Annotated in this window: 24 protein-coding genes; 9 read left to right on the plus strand and 15 right to left on the minus strand. The window is 52.8% G+C overall.

Going from position 1 to position 18,781, the window contains the following annotated elements; genetic code table 11:
- Nucleotides 1–6 precede the first annotated feature (6 nt).
- From RDU76_10755 to mltG, 9 genes are all read left to right on the plus strand, one after another.
- Complete coding sequence (locus RDU76_10755; protein ID MDQ7799397.1) at nucleotides 7–387, plus strand: single-stranded DNA-binding protein; 381 nt, start codon at nucleotides 7–9, stop codon at nucleotides 385–387.
- Between the two features lie 63 nt (nucleotides 388–450).
- Entirely contained in the window at nucleotides 451–717 is a 267-nt protein-coding gene (gene rpsR / locus RDU76_10760; protein MDQ7799398.1) for a 30S ribosomal protein S18, read from the plus strand.
- A 24-nt stretch (nucleotides 718–741) separates the two neighbouring features.
- Nucleotides 742–1,185: a 50S ribosomal protein L9 gene (gene rplI / locus RDU76_10765; GenBank protein MDQ7799399.1), complete on the plus strand. Its 444-nt coding sequence runs from the start codon at nucleotides 742–744 to the stop codon at nucleotides 1,183–1,185.
- On the plus strand, nucleotides 1,167–1,640 hold the full coding sequence (locus tag RDU76_10770; GenBank protein ID MDQ7799400.1) for a PTS sugar transporter subunit IIA: 474 nt from the start codon (nucleotides 1,167–1,169) through the stop codon (nucleotides 1,638–1,640). The genes rplI and RDU76_10770 overlap by 19 nt, the downstream gene beginning before the upstream one ends.
- Before the next feature lie 13 nt (nucleotides 1,641–1,653).
- A complete protein-coding gene (locus RDU76_10775; GenBank protein MDQ7799401.1) occupies nucleotides 1,654–2,001 on the plus strand; it encodes a hypothetical protein in 348 nt (115 codons plus the stop codon).
- Between the two features lie 23 nt (nucleotides 2,002–2,024).
- Nucleotides 2,025–2,216, plus strand: a complete 192-nt coding sequence (rpmB, locus tag RDU76_10780) for a 50S ribosomal protein L28 (protein MDQ7799402.1) — start codon at nucleotides 2,025–2,027, stop codon at nucleotides 2,214–2,216.
- Between the two features lie 74 nt (nucleotides 2,217–2,290).
- The gene (locus tag RDU76_10785; protein MDQ7799403.1) at nucleotides 2,291–2,788 is read left to right on the plus strand and encodes an NUDIX hydrolase; all 498 of its coding nucleotides are present in this window, start codon (nucleotides 2,291–2,293) and stop codon (nucleotides 2,786–2,788) included.
- A complete protein-coding gene (gene ruvX, locus RDU76_10790; GenBank protein ID MDQ7799404.1) occupies nucleotides 2,785–3,216 on the plus strand; it encodes a Holliday junction resolvase RuvX in 432 nt (143 codons plus the stop codon). The genes RDU76_10785 and ruvX overlap by 4 nt, the downstream gene beginning before the upstream one ends.
- Nucleotides 3,194–4,201, plus strand: coding sequence for an endolytic transglycosylase MltG (gene mltG, locus RDU76_10795; protein ID MDQ7799405.1), 1,008 nt, complete (start codon nucleotides 3,194–3,196; stop codon nucleotides 4,199–4,201). The genes ruvX and mltG overlap by 23 nt, the downstream gene beginning before the upstream one ends.
- A 19-nt stretch (nucleotides 4,202–4,220) precedes the next feature.
- On the opposite strand, the gene era is transcribed toward mltG, so the two are convergent.
- From era to RDU76_10870, 15 genes are all read right to left on the minus strand, one after another.
- Nucleotides 4,221–5,093, minus strand: a complete 873-nt coding sequence (gene era, locus RDU76_10800) for a GTPase Era (GenBank protein MDQ7799406.1) — start codon at nucleotides 5,091–5,093, stop codon at nucleotides 4,221–4,223.
- 79 nt (nucleotides 5,094–5,172) lie between these two features.
- Nucleotides 5,173–5,682, minus strand: a complete 510-nt coding sequence (locus RDU76_10805) for a DUF4833 domain-containing protein (GenBank protein MDQ7799407.1) — start codon at nucleotides 5,680–5,682, stop codon at nucleotides 5,173–5,175.
- 11 nt (nucleotides 5,683–5,693) lie between these two features.
- Nucleotides 5,694–6,770, minus strand: coding sequence for a 4Fe-4S binding protein (locus RDU76_10810; protein ID MDQ7799408.1), 1,077 nt, complete (start codon nucleotides 6,768–6,770; stop codon nucleotides 5,694–5,696).
- Nucleotides 6,771–6,784: 14 nt separating this feature from the next.
- Nucleotides 6,785–7,486 carry a hypothetical protein gene (locus RDU76_10815; protein ID MDQ7799409.1) on the minus strand — a complete coding sequence of 234 codons (702 nt, stop codon included), beginning with the start codon at nucleotides 7,484–7,486 and terminating at the stop codon, nucleotides 6,785–6,787.
- A 9-nt stretch (nucleotides 7,487–7,495) separates the two neighbouring features.
- The gene (gene rmuC, locus RDU76_10820) at nucleotides 7,496–8,617 is read right to left on the minus strand and encodes a DNA recombination protein RmuC (GenBank protein ID MDQ7799410.1); all 1,122 of its coding nucleotides are present in this window, start codon (nucleotides 8,615–8,617) and stop codon (nucleotides 7,496–7,498) included.
- The gene (locus RDU76_10825; protein ID MDQ7799411.1) at nucleotides 8,614–9,429 is read right to left on the minus strand and encodes a patatin-like phospholipase family protein; all 816 of its coding nucleotides are present in this window, start codon (nucleotides 9,427–9,429) and stop codon (nucleotides 8,614–8,616) included. The genes rmuC and RDU76_10825 overlap by 4 nt, the downstream gene beginning before the upstream one ends.
- Nucleotides 9,430–9,469: 40 nt before the next feature.
- Nucleotides 9,470–9,838, minus strand: a complete 369-nt coding sequence (locus RDU76_10830; protein MDQ7799412.1) for a DUF559 domain-containing protein — start codon at nucleotides 9,836–9,838, stop codon at nucleotides 9,470–9,472.
- Between the two features lie 100 nt (nucleotides 9,839–9,938).
- Entirely contained in the window at nucleotides 9,939–10,727 is a 789-nt protein-coding gene (locus RDU76_10835) for a patatin-like phospholipase family protein (protein MDQ7799413.1), read from the minus strand.
- A gap of 135 nt (nucleotides 10,728–10,862) precedes the next feature.
- Entirely contained in the window at nucleotides 10,863–12,785 is a 1,923-nt protein-coding gene (locus RDU76_10840; GenBank protein ID MDQ7799414.1) for an AAA family ATPase, read from the minus strand.
- A gap of 55 nt (nucleotides 12,786–12,840) precedes the next feature.
- The gene (ruvB, locus tag RDU76_10845) at nucleotides 12,841–13,857 is read right to left on the minus strand and encodes a Holliday junction branch migration DNA helicase RuvB (protein MDQ7799415.1); all 1,017 of its coding nucleotides are present in this window, start codon (nucleotides 13,855–13,857) and stop codon (nucleotides 12,841–12,843) included.
- Between the two features lie 101 nt (nucleotides 13,858–13,958).
- Nucleotides 13,959–15,125, minus strand: a complete 1,167-nt coding sequence (locus RDU76_10850) for a tetratricopeptide repeat protein (GenBank protein ID MDQ7799416.1) — start codon at nucleotides 15,123–15,125, stop codon at nucleotides 13,959–13,961.
- Nucleotides 15,126–15,132: 7 nt separating this feature from the next.
- The gene (locus tag RDU76_10855; GenBank protein MDQ7799417.1) at nucleotides 15,133–16,785 is read right to left on the minus strand and encodes a FlgD immunoglobulin-like domain containing protein; all 1,653 of its coding nucleotides are present in this window, start codon (nucleotides 16,783–16,785) and stop codon (nucleotides 15,133–15,135) included.
- Between the two features lie 23 nt (nucleotides 16,786–16,808).
- Nucleotides 16,809–17,432, minus strand: coding sequence for a Holliday junction branch migration protein RuvA (gene ruvA / locus RDU76_10860; protein ID MDQ7799418.1), 624 nt, complete (start codon nucleotides 17,430–17,432; stop codon nucleotides 16,809–16,811).
- 6 nt (nucleotides 17,433–17,438) lie between these two features.
- A complete protein-coding gene (gene ruvC, locus RDU76_10865) occupies nucleotides 17,439–17,927 on the minus strand; it encodes a crossover junction endodeoxyribonuclease RuvC (protein MDQ7799419.1) in 489 nt (162 codons plus the stop codon).
- A gap of 89 nt (nucleotides 17,928–18,016) precedes the next feature.
- Entirely contained in the window at nucleotides 18,017–18,766 is a 750-nt protein-coding gene (locus tag RDU76_10870) for a YebC/PmpR family DNA-binding transcriptional regulator (GenBank protein MDQ7799420.1), read from the minus strand.
- Nucleotides 18,767–18,781 lie beyond the last annotated feature (15 nt).

Here is an 18,781-nt window from a genome sequence, read left to right on the forward strand (position 1 = left end):
AGTAACATGAGTGAACTACGCATTCCCACCCTTAACCGGGTACTGCTGTCGGGCCGGCTGACCCGCGATCCGGAGCTGAGATATACCCCCAACGGAAGTGCGGTCTGCAATTTCTCGCTGGCGGTCAACCGGAGGCATAAGGACCAGTCCGGGCGCTGGCAGGATGACACCACCTTCATCAACGTGGTGGCCTGGCAGGCCGTAGCCGAGAACGTTAACAAGTACCTGCACAAAGGCAGCCCGGTGATGGTGGAGGGCCGGCTGGAAAGCCGTTCCTGGGAGACCGAAACCGGCCAGAAGAGGACCGTCATCGAGATCAGGGCCGACAGCGTCCGCTTTTTGGAAAAAAGCGAAACCGGCCAGGACTCTGCGCCCGAGGCCGACTGACAGCCTCCGTCCGACCTTAAGAAAAACTCAATCTAACATATATTTAAGGAAGACATTCAAATCATGTTGAAAAGAGAAACCAAAGACAATCCCCGCAATCCCAAAGAACGCAGGGTATTTCACCGCAAGGACTGCAAGTTCTGTTTGGATAAGGCCGTCCATATTAACTACAAGGACGACAAAAAGCTCCGCCACTTCATGACCGAACGAGGCAAGATAGTCCCCCGCCGGGTCTCCGGCAACTGCGCCAAGCACCAGCGGATGCTGACCACCGCCATCAAAAGAGCCCGCCATTTGGCGCTGCTCCCGTTCATTTCCGAACACCGTTAATCAAGCATTTTTAGGAGTAACAATATGAAGGTCATACTGACCCAGGATATTCCCTCCCTGGGCAAAAAAACCGAAGCTGTGGAGGTCAAGCCGGGCTACGCCAGGAACTACCTGATCCCCCAGGGCAAGGCTCTTCCGGCCAACGAAAACAGCCTGAAGCAGCTGCAGATCAAGATCAAGAAAGAGGAATTGCACCTCAGCAAAAAGAAGCAGGAGGCCGAAGAACTGGCCAAGAAACTCAACGAGGTATCCTGCACCGCCACCGTTCAGGCCGGCGAGGACGACAAGCTCTACGGATCGGTCAGCATCCCCGATATCGTGAAGCTGCTGGGCGACCAGGGGGTGGATATCGATAAAAACAAGATTATACTGGAGGAGCCGATCAAGGCCCTGGGGGTCTACAACATACCGATCAAGCTCCATCCGGAAGTGGAGGCCACGATAAAATTATGGGTAGTGCGTCAGTAAAAATATCGTCCTTGCTCAAGGCGGAACGGATTCACCTGAATCTCAAGGCCGCCGGGCGTGATTCCGCCCTCAAGGAGCTGGTGGGCCGGACCGGGCTGGAGGAGAAAGAGCAGAAGATCCTGCTGGTCAGCCTAAAACAGCGGGAGGAACTGGGCTCCACCGGGATCGGAAAGTCCGTGGCCATCCCGCACTGCCGCTCCCTGCTGCTTAATTCCCTGACCCTGATCGTGGGACGGTCAAAAGCCGGGGTGGATTTCGAATCCATCGATAAAAAGCCGGCCAAGCTTTTTTTCCTGATCATAGCCCCGCCCCACGACCCCCAGAACCAGTACCTGATCACCTTGGGCAGGATCGCCCAGCTGGCCAAGGAGCTGTCCCCCGCTGATGCCCTGTTCACGGTTGACCAGCCGGCGGAATTCATCTCCCGGATAACAGAGTTAGAAAAAAATATTTAACGATGAGGTCATCATGCACCCCCAAATGGAATTACTGGTTACCCTGCACGATCTGGAGCTAATGATCAAGGAGACCACCGAGGACGCTGCCAAGGAGAAAGCCATGGGCTTCAAGATCGACAGCCTGGAGCATCTCACCAAGGCCCAGTCCGACGTGGCCAAACAGGTGGACAAGGATATCTTCTCCCGTTACCAGAAGCTCAAGATCAGATACGGCCGCCCGGTGGTCCCGGTGATCAACGGGGTGTGCTGCGGCTGTTACATCAGAATGCCGACCGCCCAGGCCACCAAGGTGGGCAAAAACCAGTCTCTGACCACCTGCGGCAATTGCGGCCGTTTTCTTTACTGGCTTTCCGAATAAAACAATCACGAAAGGAGCATACATTGTCTCAAATATGCAACATCTGCGGCAAAGGGGTGGACTTCGGCCACACCGTCAGCCATGCCCATAATGTAGGACCCCGCCGCTGGAATCCCAATATTCAAAAGATCCGGGTCCTGACCGACGGCAAGGTGAAGCGCATTTCCGTCTGCACCCGCTGCATTCGTTCCGGCAAGGTTCAAAAGGCCAAATAGCACCCTCACCTTTGGGCTGCAAGGACCATAACTTGCAGCTCTTTCACATCATTTGAGGACCACCATAGCGGCTTATGAAATATAAATTCTGTCCCCTCTGCAAATCGCCCCTGAAGCATAAAAAGATCGACGCCCATAAACGGCAGGTCTGTCTGGACTGCGGTTTCATCTATTACCAGAACCCCACCCCGGCGGCCGCCGCCATCATTTTGATCGACGGAAAGCTGGTGCTGGTCAAGAGGAAATACGAGCCTTACGCCGGATTATGGTCCCTGCCCTCCGGGTTCATGGAATACGGCGAGAGCGCCCAGGAATGCGCCGTCCGGGAGTCCAAGGAGGAGACCAACCTCAAAATAAAGCCCGGTCCGCTGGTGGGCGTATACAGCGGGGTCGACGATCCCCGGTGCCACGTCATCCTGGTGGTCTACCAGGGTCAGGCCTTGACCGGTAATATGATGGCCGGGGACGATGCCAGCCAGATCGAGCTGTTCAATCCCAAAAATCTCCCCCGGGACATCGCTTTCAAGGCCCACCGCTACGCCATCCGGGACTTCCTGGCCCGCCAGAAATGAGCGGCCGGATCCTGGGCCTGGACCTGGGGCGGCGCCGGGTGGGCCTGGCCCTTACCGACGAATTGCTGATCACCGCCCAGCCCCTCCCTCCCCTGGAGATCAGGGGGGTTCCCGACCTGATGAAACAGCTGCTTCCCATAATAACTCAGAACAATGTCACCGAGATTGTAATGGGAAGACCGACCGGGTTGGACGGCGGCGATACCCATCTGACCGGCTTGGTGGATAAAGTCAGGGCCCGGCTGGAGGATGAATTCAAGCTGCCGGTGCATCTGTACGACGAACGGTTCACCAGCAAAATTGCCCAGCGATCGATCCATCTGGCCGGGCAAAAATTAAAGGACAATAAGAAAGCCCTGGACAGCATGTCCGCGTCATTGATATTGGGCGACTTTTTAAAACTTCATGCTAAAAAAGACAGCGATTAAAATAACCATGGCGGCCTTGTCAGGCCTTTTTATTTATCTGCTGGCGATAACCTTCGGCACCAGATCCATCGACCGGGAATGGCAGCCCAAAATTATCACCGTCAGGCGCGGGGCTTCGGCCGGGCAGATAGGCAGCCTGCTGCATCGCAACGGCGTCATCGGACATCCCGCCGTGTTCAAATACCTGGCGCTGGCCGGCGGACTGAACCGCAGGCTGAAGGCCGGACGCTATCGTTTTGACTACCCCCTTTCGGCCTGGGAGGCATTGGACAAGATCCACAGCGGCGCGGTGGTCTACCATAAGGTCACCATTCCCGAGGGCCTGACCATGGCCCGGATCGCCGGCATCCTGGCCAGCGAAGCCGGGGCCGACAGCCTGGAAATGATCCGGGCTTTCCGGGACACAGCGCTGATGAATTCCTACGGAATAAAGGCCGCCTCGCTGGAGGGTTACCTTTTTCCGGAGACCTATGATTTTGAGTGGGGCTCTTCGGCCGATCTGATCGCCCGGAGGCTGGTGAATAGCTTCTTTGTCAATTTCAAAGCGGAATGGGCGGATGAGATTCAGCGGCAGAAACGTGACCTGCGCCAGGCGGTGACCATGGCCTCGCTGGTGGAGCGGGAGGCCCAGGTGGATTCGGAGAGGCCGGTGGTGGCCTCGGTGTTCTACAACCGCCTTAAGGCCAGGCGGCCTTTGGAATCATGCGCCACCGTTGAATACGCCCTGCCCCGGCACAAGAACCGCCGATTGACCTACGACGACCTGGAGACCGACTCCCCCTACAACACCTACCGACGGCAGGGCCTGCCGCCCGGCCCCATCTGCAACCCGGGCCGAAGATCACTGGAGGCCGCGGTCTACCCGGCCCAAACCAATTACCTCTATTTCGTTTCCAAGGGGGACGGCAGCCATATTTTCACCAGGACCCTGGAGGAGCATAACCGGGCCAAACGCCTGGTCCAGGAACTGAAAGACCGCCGCTGATACAGCGGCGGTCTTTTTATTATCCCAGCCCCAGGTCCCTCAGATCGCTCTCCCGGGAACGCCATTTCTCCTTGACCTTGACGAACAGCTCCAGGAACACCGGCCGGTCCAAAAACTTCTCTATGTCCCGCCGGGCCGACGAGCCGATGGCCTTCATCTTGTGGCCGCCCTGGCCGATCAGGATGGGCTTCTGCGACTCCTTCTCCACCCAGATGGTGGCCGAGATCACATCCTTGCGGCCGGGCTGCTCCTTGAACTGCTCGATGACCACCGCCGTGGCATAGGGCACCTCGGCCCCGCACAGCTCGAAGATCTTCTCCCGGATGATCTCCGATACAAAGAATTTCTCCGGCTGGTCGGTCAGGGAATCCTGGCCGTAGAAGGCCGGGCCCTCCGGCAGTTTGTCCAGGATGCCCAGGCGCAGTTCGTCAATGCCGAATCCTTTCAGGGCCGCAATGGGGTATATTTCTTCAATGGCTGTCAGACGGTGAAATTGTTCTATGGCTTTCAGCACCCCCTCCTTTTCCAGCAGGTCGATCTTGTTCAGGACCCCGATCACCCTGCCCTTCTTGTTTTTTCCCAGAAAGACCGCATCCTCGGGGGAGATCCCGGCCTTGGCGTCGGTCATGAACAGCAGCAGGTCGGCCTCCTCTATGGAGCGGTGGGCGATCCTCAGCATTTTCTCCTGCAAGGCGTAGCCGGGATCCAGCAGACCCGGGGTGTCCAGGAAGATTATCTGATAACCTTCGCCGTTGTCTATCCCCAGCACCCGCTGCCTGGTGGTCTGGGGCCGGCGGCTGACGGCCGAAAGCTTCACCCCCAGAAATTTGTTCAGCAGGGTGGATTTGCCCACGTTGGGCCGGCCGGCGATGGCCACATAGCCTGTCTTCATGGACGGCTCCGGTAAGGCCGGAGGGAACGCAGCTTTGATCGATCGATCCTCCGGACAGCCGGGTTAAGATTATTATTGTTCATTTCTTGTTGGGCAGAAACATTTCGGATATCTCTTTGCCGCCGTCCACATCATAGCCGGACAGTCTGATCGAATCGGGTTTGGAATCCCCCTTGGCATAGATGAACATCTTTTCGAAATAGGCCGGCCGGCAATTGATGGTCATCTCGGCCCTGGCCACATTGTCCTTAAGATAGACCTTGATCAGACGCTCCTTAAAAGGCTTAAGCGTCATTTTGAATATCCTCCCGGTGCTGTCGGCATTGATGTTATACCCGTAGACCTTGGCCCGCTCGATGAAATTCATGCCCTCGGTGGTCTTCCCGGTGGAATCCTTGGCCCACATGATCCAATAGACCTTGATGGGATCCTCGGCGTCTATCTTTCCGTCGGGGCCGATCCGGGCCTCGTAGTAAAGTTTATTGGCGTTCTTGGTCCGCTCGATATGGAACAACGGCTGGGTGCTTTGAGCCAGAGCCAGGCCGCCCAGTACGGACAGCGCCAGGGTTGCTATCATCAACTTTCTCATTAGGCCTCCTTTTATTGTTTTTTATTGGATCGGTCCCATTTTATAGCCTTTACCGGACAATTACCGATGCACCGGCCGCAGGCGAAGCAGTCGGCGTGGATTTTCCGGTCATCATAGATCCCCTCCATGGCCCGGGTGGGACATACCCTGACGCAGTTAAGGCACTTGATGCATTCCCGGCGGTCTATCCGGGGGGATAACAGGCTGAACTGTTCCACCACCCACCCAGCCAGGCCGAACGGGCAGAACAGCTGGCACCAGGGCCGGTAGAAAAACAGGCTCAGGATCAGCATCAGCGATATGAAAAGCACCCCCCCCAGGCCGATATCCGCCATTTTAAGATTGAACACCTTGAACGGATCTATCAGGCCGACCCAATCCAGTCTCCAGGCAAAAACAGCCAGGATAATTCCGGCCAGCACCGTTATCCTGAGGCCATTGGTCAGCCAGAATGGCAGCTTGAATTTTTTGACCGGGCTGAAGCTGACGGCATCCTGTAGGGCCCCGAAGTGGCATCCCCATCCGCAGATGGACTTGTTGGAAACGAACACCAACAGCAGGAATACCCCCAGGGCCGCCATCCGGGGAGGGAATACGACCCCTTCTGTTCCATACAGTACGATGGCATCTTTGACAGTGCCCATGGGATTGGGATCGCTGCCCAGGATGAATCCGTAGAGGAGAGCCGTGCCGATCATCCATATCAGGCGGATCCGGCCGGTGACCCCTTTTTTCATCAACAGGATCGTCGCAACCTTCAGGCCGATGATCCACAGGGCGAACTTGGACAATATCAGCCGCCAGTCCTTGGCGTTCTCGGTGGCCTGCACCACCTTTATTTTGCGGATCACCGATGATGCCTGCTCAGTGCTGCGGCCGGCCTGGGATAATTTCAGCAACGTTGCACCCGGTTCCAGTTTCAGCCCCTTGAGTAGTTTTGCCTCCGGGATCCCATTGGCCTGGGCTATCCCCGAAATGGTCAGCGCGGTGTCGACCAGGATTTCCCCGGTTCTGATCTCTTCGGCAGATGCAGCAACCCAGAAAAAGGCCGCTGCCAAAAACGCAGGAAGGAACAGCTTTCTGATCATATATTGTAAACCTATCACTCGGTGAAGGCCTTGGCGGAGGCGCTCAAACTATCCAGCAGTTTTTGGTAAGCGGCCAGATCGGTCAATACCTTTTTCTCCTGGTAGGTGATGCCCTGATCGTCGACCCTGATGCCGGGATACTTATTATAAAGGGACAGCAACGCCTGCTGGAACTCGGAGCGCTTCACCAGATACTTGATCTTCATCTCATCCTGGCCGGAGATGTAGACCTTGTTGTCAAGGTCGGGGTTGCCGGTGCTGATGGATTGCTTGCCGAAAATATTTTTGCCCATCTTGGAGAGGAAGTTGCCCACCACGATGTTCAAACCCATTCCCAGTGATCGGCTGAACAGCAGCTGCACCACCGTAAAGCTCTTCTTGTCCTTCTTCTCGGTCCGGATGATGACCTGATAGCCTTGGTATTTTCCGGCCACCCGCCAGGGGGAGAATCCCGACACCACCTTTTTGACCAGCCCCTGGAGGTCGATCCCGGCATCTCTGGGACGATGATAGGCGGGACGGACCGGTTTGCCCTGGCCCATGAATGACAGCGGGTCGGTCTGGCTGAACTCCAGCCCCAGCTTCAGGGCGATATCCCTCATCTTCTCCTTCTGTTTTTTCAGGCTGAAATAGCTTCCCACCAGGGCCACAATAAATATCACTGAAAAGAGAAGAAATGGGAACAGATCATTTATCATCCCGGGATCGATCTTCATAAACCACCTCTATTCGGTTATCTCCTTGGTCTGCTCCAGATGTTTTCCCTCCACGCTCTCCAGCCGCTCCTCGAAGCGGACCAGCCTCTTCTCGGCCTCCTCGTATTTCTTCCAGGCGTTGCCGATATGGGTGCCCACCACGTCGAACTCCCCCCGGAATTTGCTCAGGTCCCCCGCCAGGCGGGACAATGATTCGATTATCTCCTGGGCTCTCTCCTCCACCTTCATGCCACGCAGGCCCAGGATGATGGCCTGCAGATAGGCATAGAGCGAGTTGGGCGAGACCGGGATCACCTTCCGTTCGATGGCATAGGTGGAGATGGATTTTTCCTCGCCGAAGTTCTCGTCCTTGATGATGGTCTCGTAATAGACGTTCTCGGCCGGGATGTACATCAGGGCGAAGTCGAAGGTCCCCTCGTCCGGCAGGATGTATTTGGAGGCTATGGCATCGGCGTGCTTTTTGACGTCGGAAACGAATTTCCGGCGCCAGGTCCTGCGTTCCTCGTCGCTCTGGGCCGTCAGCATTTTCTGAAAATTCTCCAGCGGGAACTTGGCGTCCACCGGCACCAGCTTGTCGGACAGCCTGACCACGGCGTCCACCTTCTCTCCGGAGCGGAAGGTGTACTGCAGTTCGAAATGGTGGGGAGGCAGGATCTGGGCCAGCAGGTCGCCCAGGAAATATTCCCCCATCCCGCCCCGCAGCTTGGGCGACCGGAGGATATCCTGCAATGACGAGATATCCTTTCCCATCTCCTGCATGGCGTCGGTGGCCTTGGAGAGCACCCCCAGCTGTTTCTGGACCTCGCCGATCACCCGGGCGGCGCTGTCCAGCCGGTCCCCCACCGTTTTGGTGTTGCCCTCCAGCCGCTGGCTGACCGATTCCATGGAATTGCCGATCTTGCGGTCCACCTCGGCCAGCCGGGAATCCAGGGTCTGCCGGGTCTCCTGCAGGCGGCCGTCCAGGGAGGTTTTGGTGTCCTGCAGCCACTGGCTCATCAGGTTGAGGGACTGGTCATTCTTGGTGGAATCCTTGAGCTCCCGCAGGGCCCGGTCGGTCCGTCTCTGCATCAGGAACATCCCCAGCCCGAATATCACAATAACAGCCGTCAATAGAACATACAGCACGGTCATCTTGCGCCCTGCCCCAAATTGATTTTCTTGTTGTCGCAGCACCCCTTCAGCTTGTCGATGTTCTGCCGGGCGGCTTCGTAGCCCACATCGATCAGCTGGACCGCGGTCTTCAGGTCCCAGCTGGATATCTCGCCGGTCTGGCATTTTATCAGCACATCCAGCTCCTGCTCGTAGACCTCCAGGATCTTGTCGTTGGCCAGCATCATGGAGCGGACCCCGATCTCGAAGAGATTGGTGGGTTCGTACTTGCCGGTGGCGAAGGCCACCCCGATCATCAACTGGGGTTGGTACTTTTTCAGCGGCCTGACCGGCAGGGGATCCTTGATCCCCCCGTCCGACAGCAGCCACTGGCCTATCTTGACCGGGGCGAACACCACCGGCACCGAGCAGGAGGCCCGCACCGCCGGGGCGATCAGGTCGTCGGGGCTGTTGGGGAATATCACCTCGTCCCCCGAGATCAGGTCCACGGTGGACACCGAGAGGGGAAGCTTGAGCTCGCTGAAGCGGCGGTCCTTGCCGATCAGCTCCTCCACCAGTTTCTCTATCGGCTCCGAGGAGACCAGACCCTTGTTGCGGAAGATCATGGTGGGGGTCATCAGCTGGCTCCAGGAGATGTTCTTGGCGATCACCTCCAGCCGACCGGCGCCTATCCCCGAGGCATACAGGGCGCCGATCAGGGCCCCGCCCGAGGTCCCGGATAGCACGTCGACCTTGACGTTTTCCTCCTCCAGGGCCTTCAGCACCCCGATATGGGCCAGGCAGTATCCCACCCCTCCGGCCAAAGCCAGGCCGATCTTCGGTTTGTCATTCATAGTTGATTAATTGTGTGGTAATTAAAAAATGAATTTTTGATCATGTTTCCGCGTATTCCTTTATTTTTCTCATCGCCCAATCACTTTTATTAAGCACTTCCTCATTGCTAAAGCGGATGACCTTGATTCCATACCGATTTATTATCTTTGTCCGCAGTTGATCATAGTCCTTCTGCTGTTCGTGGATGCCTCCGTCCACTTCCACCACCAGATTGAGTGCTTCACAGTAAAAGTCAGCGATGAAGCCGTGTATGATCTGTTGTCTCCTGAAGTGAAGGCCCATGAACTTATCCGTTTTAACACCATTCCAAAAACATTTCTCGGCCAAGGTCATGTTACTCCGCATCCACTTGGCCAGTTTAAGCTTGTCGGAAGCTACTTTTTGTAAACGAATAAGTCCGGTCGGCATGTTTTAAACTCGTTGTTTTTGACCTAACCCCTGCCCCTTCCCCATAGGGAAGGGGTGAGGCAAAGTCCCTTCCCTTGTGGGGAAGGGATTTAGGGTTAGGTCACTCCCTTATTGCTTTGATCTTTTCGCCGTTCTTGGCCAGGATATCCTCGGCCGCCATCCGGCCGACTTTTATCAGGTCGGTCGCGGCCGCCAGGTCCCAGCGGCTGCCCCCGCCGATATGGCTCTCGATCATGATGTCGGCGGCCTTCATGGCATCATCCACCCTTTCCTGGTTGGCTATCCGCAGGGTGCGCAGGGCCACGTCGAACATGTTCTTGGGCTCGTCCCGGGCCGCCTTGAAATCGGCCGCGATCACAAAATCCGCTCCGGCCGCCTTGAGCTCGCGCACCGGCAGCGGCACCAGCATCCCGCCGTCAACCAGCAGCCGGTCCTGGTAGCGCACCGGGGAAAATACCAGCGGCAGGCTGCAGGAGGCCCGGACCGGCAAGGAGATGGTCTGGGATTCATCCTCGGGAAACATGATCTTCTGTTCGCTGACCAGGTCCACCGCCGAGACCAGCAGCCGGGTATTGAGATCGGCGAACCGCCGGCCCTTGCCCAGCAGTTCATCCATCAGGTCCTCAATGGGTTTGGAAGAGCCCAGGCCCTGGAACAGGAAATGCGGCCCCATCAGCTTGTTCCACTTGATGGATTTGGCGATCTCCTCTATCCGGTCCAGCCGGATGCCCGAGGCATACAGGGCTCCGATCAGGGCCCCGCCCGAGGTTCCGGCGATGATGTCCGGTTTAAGGTTGGAATGCTCCAACGCCTGCAGGACTCCGATATGGGTCATGCAGTAGCCCACTCCGCCGGCCAGGGCCAGGCCGATCTTTTTCTTATCAGTCATTAGAAATCACCTTATAATAATTTACTCTGGCCTTGATGACCAATTCATTGTACCATTGTGAATAATCGGTTGCCCTGCTGGTGAGTCCTTTTGCCACTTTAGATCTTTCGTTTTGTTTATTGATTACACGGTTTATTATGTTTGTTTTATATTATTGAATGTCTTTAGAAATAATTTAGAGTTGATATATAATTGTGTCTGATTTGCATATTGGCTGCCTCTAATTTCTTGTGTCGCATTCCTCATGGTTTCAATATTATTAAATGATTCTTCTTCAAGCGACTTAATTGCGCGCTCAAGACTTTCTTTGGTTGGATTTATTTGTTCTTTTTTATAAGCATTAAATAATATCCTTTCACGATACTTTGTGTCATGCATTTTAAATTCAATCGCATCTCCAACACCAAATAATATTTTTAATTGTTCTGATCCTAAAATTAAATAACCAAAAGAATGAGCCTTTTCACCATTTCTGAAGCATTTATCTTCGATAATAACCAAATAACCATTGGGCTTTAATTTACTTTTAATTTGATTTATATTTTCAATCCACATATCTGGGACAATTTCATGCAATACATTGCATAATAGAACACAATCAAAATAATTATCCGGAACATCCTTTAAATCTTGATAAATACCTTTTATATTTGGTATTTTTTTTATAAATTCCAGATCATTTGCTACTGGTTCATAAAGATATGCGTGATAATTTACTCTTATACTTACCTCACAATCTTCTTGGATCGTGTACCCCATTCTTCCTTTGCCAGCCCCATAGTCTAATATCTCTAAAATCGATTCTTGCGTTATAAATTGTTTAAATAATTTGAATTCCGGATCTGTTGTATCATTGCTAAAAACAACTTCAGGATCCCTAAAGCATTGCATCATAAAATTACCATATGCCCATTCTGAAGTTGAGTTAACAAAAGATCGCAATTCGTTTATATGTTCCTCTATACCCATTAGTTCGTTATAAGAATTACCGGGGGTTACCAGGGATGGCAATATAACCTCATTATCCTTCATCATTAATATCTCATCGCACTCGAGATGTGCAAGTATATTTATTGAATGTGTAGCAATCCACAACTGCCCGGACTCTTTAACAATGTCTTTTAAAGATGAAATCAATCTTATTTGGGCCTCTGGATGTAAATGTTTTTCAGGCTCATCAAGTATTATTATACTATCCCTTATATTTGTTTTCATACAATTATCTAAAAAGAAAAATAAAATCGCATAAGCAAACAGTGACTTTTGACCGGGCGATAAAAGGTTTATATTAAAAGGAACTCCATCAAAATGGAGAACACTACTTATCTCCCTTCCTACCTTGTGAGATTGATAACTAAATTCTTTGCCCAAAAATATTTCAACGTATCGTTTAATATTTGCAAATTGCCTAAATGATTCTTTCACCTCAATATTTTGTTTAATACTAATTGGATCTTCTTTATGCTTTAAATAAAGATTAAATTCATCATTAACTAGTTCTAAAGTAATTTCATTGATGTAATCAATGGTGCTTTGACTACTAAATACTGAAAATTCGTTTATATCATTTATATTAGATTTATCTTTATACTTATTTGCTAAAACTTTTTTAAATGTTATACCATTAGCTATGGCTTCTTTAATTAAAACCAAATCATCATTGCTAATAACTTTAATATATTTACTACCATGGGTTCTCAATTTTTCTAAATTTGGTTCAATATTTAGTCGAATCGATTCCCTCAATTGAAATTTCTGTGCTTCAGCAAATATCTGTGTTTCAATTTGATGCTTGGTATTAACTGCTGATCTGATTCTCTCATGCCAATCTGCGCTCTCAATATCTTTTGGTATATTTGTAATATAACCATTAAGAAATTCATCTGTCGTAATATTATGGATATAAGTATTAATAAAATTCAATAATCTTGTTTTCCCAGCGCCATTCTTACCTATTAACGCAACAGTTGAACCCAGTGGCTTTTTGGTTAAATTAATTTCTTTTAGATGCACTGCGTGTGCTTTACTGTTCGGTATAAATATTTTTGATATTCTCATTTTATTATTACATAATATAAGTTTTAAAGGAAAATCTTGTTTTCTGTCTTTTTACTTACAGCATTTCCGTTTGCTTTTTCATTGGTCTCAACCCCAAATGCATGTATGCTCTCTCTGTAGCCTCCCGGCCTCTGGGGGTCCTCATCAAAAAGCCCTCCTGGATCAGGTACGGCTCGTAGACCTCCTCCACCGTATCGGACTCCTCGCCCACCGCCACCGCCAGGGTGTTCAGGCCCACCGGCCCACCGTTGAACTTCTTGATGATGGCCTCCAGTATCCTTTTGTCCATCTCGTCCAGGCCCACCTCGTCCACCTCCAGCCGCAATAATGACCTCTGGGCGATGGCCGCGGTGACGTTGCCGTCGCCCTCCACCTGTGCGAAATCGCGCACCCGGCGCAGCAGGCGGTTGGCCACCCGGGGTGTTCCCCGGGAGCGCTGGGCGATCTCCCGGGCCCCGCCGGGATCGATGCTGACGCCCAGGATCCTGGCCGAGCGCATGATGATCTGCTCCAGATCGCCATGGGTGTAATAGTCCAGCCGGTTGATCATGCCGAAACGGGCCCGCATGGGGGCCGTTAAAAGCCCGGCCCGGGTGGTGGCCCCGATCAGGGTGAATTTGGGCAGATTAAGCCGCACCGAGCGGGCGCTGGGGCCCTTGTCGATCATGATGTCTATGCAGTAGTCCTCCATGGCCGGGTAGATGTATTCCTCCACCATCCGGTTGATGCGGTGGATCTCGTCGATGAACAGCACATCGTGTTCGCCCAGGTTGGTCAGTATCCCGGCCAGGTCGGCCGGGCGCTCCAGCACCGGTCCGGTGGTGGCCTTGATCTGGGCCCCCATCTCCTTGGCGATGATGTGGGCCAAAGTGGTCTTGCCCAGCCCCGGAGGCCCGCAGAACAGCATGTGGTCTATGGCCTCGCCCCGGCCCTGGGCGGCCTGGATGAAGACCTTGAGGTTGCCCTTGATCTTGTCCTGGCCCACGAACTCGTCGAAGCTTACCGGCCGGACCGAGGAATCGAACTCAAGATCGCCCTCCAGGACATCTGGTATGGTGATTTTATCTGTCATATCTGTATTTTAGAATTTAACTTTTTTACCACCAAGACACCAAGGCACAAATACCATTAACGATTTCCGATTAACTATTAACGAAAGTAGTGCCTTAGTGGTTACTGTCCCAATCTTTCCAGCAGAAGTTTGGCCTCAGCGCTGCCCAGCTGGGCCGCCTTCCGGGCATCGGCCAGGGCCGACTCCATGTCCCCCCTGATGGCATGCACCCCGGCCCGGTTCAGGTAGCCGTCGCTGAAGGTCGGGTCTATTTCTATCATTTTATTGAAATCAGATACGGCCTTGGCATAAATCTTTTGCTGCAGGTAGACCGCTCCCCGGTTGTTGTAAGCCTGAACGTCAGTTGGATCAAGTTTTATTGCCTTGCTGTAATCCGATTGAGCCAATTTCCAATTTCCCATTTTTTCATAAGTCAACGCCCGGTTGAAATAGGCCTTGCTGTTGTCCGGTTTCAGCAGCAGCGAGCGGTTGAAGTCATTCAAAGCCTTGGCGTATTCACCCAAATGATAGTAGGCGATGCCGCGATTGTAATATATCCTGTGATCCTTGGCCGATGCTTTAAGCGCCCGGTCATAATCAGGCACGGCCTTTTTATGGTCGTTCAGGCGGGCATAGGCGATGCCGCGGTTGACCAATGAGATGGCGTCGTTGGGATCTGCCTCCAGCGACCGGGTGAAGGCGGTCAGGGCCGTGGTGGCATCGCCCGATTCCAGGGCCGCCAGCCCCTGCTGGGCCGACTGGGCGGCCGACAGCTTCTGGGCGCTTTGCAGATATTTTATCTGGTCGGCAAATTTGGAATTATCCGAGCTGGCCCTTTCCAAGGCCTTGTTGAGCTTGGCTATCTCGGCCAGGGCTTTTTGGGAGGAGGTCTTCAGGGCTTCCAGCTCCCTGGTCTTGGCCTTGTCCTCCCTCAGCCGGGCGACCGCAGTTGATACGCTGTCGGGATCGGCCTGTATCTGCGCTTTCAGCCAGTAGGTCTGGCCGTTCCATCTCTGGTCCATGATCTTGGTCTGCACCGCCCCGGCGGTATAGACCGAGATGTCATCCGACACCACCATGCCGTTCTGGACCGTGGTCCCGCTGACCAGGTAGGTGCCGATCTCCTCCAGCAGAAGGCGTTTGACCTCGCTCAGGGCTATGGCCTGGCAGGTCAGCCGGCTGTCATAATCGCTGGCCTGGTAGGTGTATTCGCGGATGAAGGTTTTCTTTTCAGCCTGACCGTAGTTGGCAAACAGAAGAATTGTTATAAATATTATAATAAATTTCATTTGAAGATCAATTTACTTTGATTAATTTGATATTGGAATTTCTGCCGCCGCCGGATAGCCGGCAGATATAAACCCCGGCCGCAGCCCTTTTCCCGGCGTCATCACAGCCGTTCCAGTTTAGCTGGTAATTGCCGGGTGGCGTTTTGTCATTATACAATACTTTTACCAACTGGCCCAGCGAGTTATATATCGATATATTTGCATTGCACATTTTATCAACAGCAAATGTGACTTTGGCATTTTTTTTGAACGGGTTAGGACCGTTGATTTTTAATCCAAAAATAAAATTAACAGGTAAATCGGACGGCTTTCCGGCTATGCCTTGCGGAGATACCAAAAACCAGCCGGTGCTGTCAACGGCTTCGTTCCAGCCCGAATCTATCGCCTCGGCCTTAAAACGATAATTGGCCGAATCATCCGGCACCGTCCAATTTACCAGGGAATCCTTCGATATCATATCGAAGATATTCTGCCATTCACTCTGTCCTTCTCTCTGGCAATATACATTCAAAAAAGCCACATCATTTGAATGATTGAACTGCAATTGTATATTTTGGCCTTTATAATATGTCGAATCGGCAACAGGCGAAGTTATCTGCACCCAGGGGGCGATGGTATCCCGGCAATAGATGGCAGAATAAAATATATTGCTATTGGACCATAGAATGCAAGGGTTGCCCATCTGATCCAAAGCCAACTGGCTGATAGCACCAGTAGCAACTGGTTGACTGCCATCCCAATTTGAACCGTTGAACGAATTGACATAAACCAAACTATCAGCATGCCAACCTACCCAGATGATCCCATTTTTATCCGTTACGGATTGTACATTATAACCCGCTAATAATAATTCTTTATCGTTCCATAAACCACTTTCATTTACTCTGTAGAAAAGGTTACCATTTTTCACCCAAAATGCCCATACTTTACCAATACTATCTGCCGTTAAACTTAAAGAAGAATAATATTCGGTATAGCTTGTATCAATAGTTTGAAAATTAACAACCAAAATATTTTTCCTATCAAACCACGTTTCATCCTCCCAGCCAATCCACCATTTTCCGTTTTTATCACATGTTATTTTGGGGTTGCTTTTACCTTCCTCCCCGGAAACAATAGTTGTTCCGGACCCCCAGCCTTGGTTATATGATTTTGATTGGATAGAATGTTCAAAACTATAATAAAATTGCCAAACAAACACAGTGCTATCGAAAGAATTTGCCGATGCACCAACAACCGCCTTATCATCGAATATTAATTGGCTCCAAATAGTGTCAAAACGGCTACAGTCCATTCTGTTAGGCCCCAACAATGTATCTTTAGAAGGTATTACACCTGTAAACGCTGTAGTAACATGTGCATTTTTATTTATATTCGTAAATACGCTGAATTCTTCACCAACATGGTGACACAGCTTTCGTGTCATACCCCATCCAGAAGGTTTAAAACGTGCTGCAAATATAAAAGCAGTATCGCTGCTATAAACATGATCACTCCAAACTGCCCATAAGTTATTTGCTGTATTTACCAATTTACATTGCAGGGATATAGCTGTATCCGGGTTTATCTGGCTGAAATGCCGCCACTGGCCTTCCTGGCCCAATGCCACAACAGAAATAATGGCAAGCAATAGAGAAACCAATCCTGTTTTCTTAAACATGGGTTCCCCTTTAAAATAGATTATTACCCCTTCAGCGCTTCCCTTACAACCTGCTCCACCGGAGCCTTATCTCCCAATTTGCCCTTGGCCTTCTCTACCGCCCCTTTGGCCTCGGCATAATTCAGCCCCAGCGACATCAAAGCCTCTATGGCCGGATCGCTGATCCCTGTCCCCTGTCCCCTGATGGTCGGCAAACCCTCCACCACCGCCTCGGCGATCTTGCCTTTCAGTTCGACCAAAAGACGCTCGGCGGTCTTCTTGCCCACCCCGGAGATGGCCGTCAGCATGGTCATGTCCTGGTTGGCCACCGCCTGCTCCAAGTCCTCCGGAGCCATGTGCGACAGCACCGTCAGCGCCAGCTTGGGCCCGATGCCGGAGATGCCTATCAGGACCTTGAACACCTTGCGTTCCTTCTCGCTGGCAAAGCCGAACAACTGCAGGATGTCTTCCTTGACGTGCAGGTAGGTCAGCAGTTTGGCCTGGTTGCCGGCCTCGGGCAGCTTGTCGAAGGTGTTGAGCGAGATGTTTATCTGGTATCCCACCCCACCGGCCTCGATCACCGCCTCGGCCGGGTATTTTTGAACCAGCGTCCCCTTGATGTGATGATACAACGTTTCAAACCTTTCGAACAATTTCCAACATTTCAAACCTTGTTAGACACCCTTGATCTGCCTTAATGTCCTTCTCTGCAGATGGCATATCGCCACCGCCAGGGCATCGGCCGCATCCTCCGGCGGAGTGGCCCGCAGTCCCAGCATGGCCCGGATCATGAAGCCCACCTGTCCCTTGCCGGCCCGTCCCTGGCCCACCACGGACTTCTTCACCTCCAGCGGCGAGTACTCGAACAGCTGGCACCCGGCCTGCTGCACCGCCAAAAGGCAGACCCCCCGGGCGTGGCCCATCACCAGCGCGCTGTGGACGTTCTTGCCGTAAAAGGTGGCCTCCACCGCCACCTCGTCGGGCTGATACTGTTCCAGGACCCCCTGAAGCCCGGCGTAGATCACCCCCAGCCGGACGGAAAGAGAAACCCCCGGCCGTGCCTTGAGGCATCCGAGGGCTACCACTTTGCGATTTCGGCCGTCGCTTTCCAATACTCCGTATCCGGTGGTCTGGCTTCCGGGATCTATTCCTAATATTATCATGCTCTCACCACTAAGACACCAAGGCACAGAAATAATCAACGTTCAAAAGCCTTGAAGTTTGGTGTCTTCGTGCCTTTGTGGTTCATCTGTTACTTGTCCAGTTTGGCCAGGATCTCGGGAGAGATGTCGAAGTTGGCATAGACCTTCTGGGTGTCGTCGAAGTCCTCCAGCATGTCCATCAGCTTCAGCATGCTCTCGGCGGTCCGCTCGTCCAGTTGGACGGTGTTCTGCGGGATCTTGTTCATCTCGGCCGAAGTTACCGGGATGCCCTTGGCCTCGACGGCCGACCTCACCGCTTCCAGATTGGACGGCGCGGTGTAAACCTCGAAGACGCCCTCCTCGGCCTTGACATCATCGGCCCCGGCCTCCAGCGCCACGTCCATCAGGGTATCCTCGTCGGTCTTGGATGAGTCTATGGTGATGACCCCCTTGGCCTCGAACATCCAGGCCACGCAGCCCTGGGCCCCCATGTTTCCGCCGTATTTGGAGAACAGGTGCCGCAGTTCGGAGGCGGTGCGGTTCTTGTTGTCGGTCACGCAGTCTATCAGCAGGGCCACCCCGCCCGGTCCGTAGCCTTCGTAGGTGATCTCCTCGTAGGTAACGCCCTCCAGCTCGCCGGTGCCCTTTTTGATGGCCCGCTCGATGTTGTCGGCCGGCATATTGCTGGCCTTGGCGATGGCAATGGCCGTGCGAAGACGGGGGTTGCCGTCGGGGTCGCCCCCGCCCTGCCTGGCGGCGATGGAGATCTCCTTTATCACCCGGGTGAAGACCCGGCCCCTGGCGGCATCGATCCCGGCCTTTTTCCTTTTAATGGTGGCCCATTTTGAATGACCTGACATGCTGAACCTCCTTGG

It is taken from the genome of Candidatus Edwardsbacteria bacterium, from assembly GCA_031082425.1.
GTDB lineage: Bacteria > Edwardsbacteria > AC1 > AC1 > EtOH8 > UBA2226.

What these genes read in the sequence shown, in the direction of transcription:
- RDU76_10785 (MDQ7799403.1), top strand. Translation starts at nt 2,291, where the DNA reads ATGAAATATAAATTCTGTCCCCTCTGCAAATCGCCCCTGAAGCATAAA.
- RDU76_10805 (MDQ7799407.1), bottom strand. Translation starts at nt 5,682, where the DNA reads ATGAGAAAGTTGATGATAGCAACCCTGGCGCTGTCCGTACTGGGCGGC.
- rpsR (MDQ7799398.1), top strand. Translation starts at nt 451, where the DNA reads ATGTTGAAAAGAGAAACCAAAGACAATCCCCGCAATCCCAAAGAACGC.
- RDU76_10870 (MDQ7799420.1), bottom strand. Translation starts at nt 18,766, where the DNA reads ATGTCAGGTCATTCAAAATGGGCCACCATTAAAAGGAAAAAGGCCGGG.
- mltG (MDQ7799405.1), top strand. Translation starts at nt 3,194, where the DNA reads ATGCTAAAAAAGACAGCGATTAAAATAACCATGGCGGCCTTGTCAGGC.
- era (MDQ7799406.1), bottom strand. Translation starts at nt 5,093, where the DNA reads ATGAAGACAGGCTATGTGGCCATCGCCGGCCGGCCCAACGTGGGCAAA.
- RDU76_10840 (MDQ7799414.1), bottom strand. Translation starts at nt 12,785, where the DNA reads ATGAGAATATCAAAAATATTTATACCGAACAGTAAAGCACACGCAGTG.
- rplI (MDQ7799399.1), top strand. Translation starts at nt 742, where the DNA reads ATGAAGGTCATACTGACCCAGGATATTCCCTCCCTGGGCAAAAAAACC.
- RDU76_10855 (MDQ7799417.1), bottom strand. Translation starts at nt 16,785, where the DNA reads ATGTTTAAGAAAACAGGATTGGTTTCTCTATTGCTTGCCATTATTTCT.
- RDU76_10770 (MDQ7799400.1), top strand. Translation starts at nt 1,167, where the DNA reads ATGGGTAGTGCGTCAGTAAAAATATCGTCCTTGCTCAAGGCGGAACGG.
- RDU76_10755 (MDQ7799397.1), top strand. Translation starts at nt 7, where the DNA reads ATGAGTGAACTACGCATTCCCACCCTTAACCGGGTACTGCTGTCGGGC.
- rmuC (MDQ7799410.1), bottom strand. Translation starts at nt 8,617, where the DNA reads ATGACCGTGCTGTATGTTCTATTGACGGCTGTTATTGTGATATTCGGG.
- RDU76_10850 (MDQ7799416.1), bottom strand. Translation starts at nt 15,125, where the DNA reads ATGAAATTTATTATAATATTTATAACAATTCTTCTGTTTGCCAACTAC.
- ruvX (MDQ7799404.1), top strand. Translation starts at nt 2,785, where the DNA reads ATGAGCGGCCGGATCCTGGGCCTGGACCTGGGGCGGCGCCGGGTGGGC.
- RDU76_10830 (MDQ7799412.1), bottom strand. Translation starts at nt 9,838, where the DNA reads ATGCCGACCGGACTTATTCGTTTACAAAAAGTAGCTTCCGACAAGCTT.
- ruvC (MDQ7799419.1), bottom strand. Translation starts at nt 17,927, where the DNA reads ATGATAATATTAGGAATAGATCCCGGAAGCCAGACCACCGGATACGGA.
- RDU76_10825 (MDQ7799411.1), bottom strand. Translation starts at nt 9,429, where the DNA reads ATGAATGACAAACCGAAGATCGGCCTGGCTTTGGCCGGAGGGGTGGGA.
- RDU76_10775 (MDQ7799401.1), top strand. Translation starts at nt 1,654, where the DNA reads ATGCACCCCCAAATGGAATTACTGGTTACCCTGCACGATCTGGAGCTA.
- RDU76_10815 (MDQ7799409.1), bottom strand. Translation starts at nt 7,486, where the DNA reads ATGAAGATCGATCCCGGGATGATAAATGATCTGTTCCCATTTCTTCTC.
- ruvB (MDQ7799415.1), bottom strand. Translation starts at nt 13,857, where the DNA reads ATGACAGATAAAATCACCATACCAGATGTCCTGGAGGGCGATCTTGAG.
- RDU76_10810 (MDQ7799408.1), bottom strand. Translation starts at nt 6,770, where the DNA reads ATGATCAGAAAGCTGTTCCTTCCTGCGTTTTTGGCAGCGGCCTTTTTC.
- RDU76_10835 (MDQ7799413.1), bottom strand. Translation starts at nt 10,727, where the DNA reads ATGACTGATAAGAAAAAGATCGGCCTGGCCCTGGCCGGCGGAGTGGGC.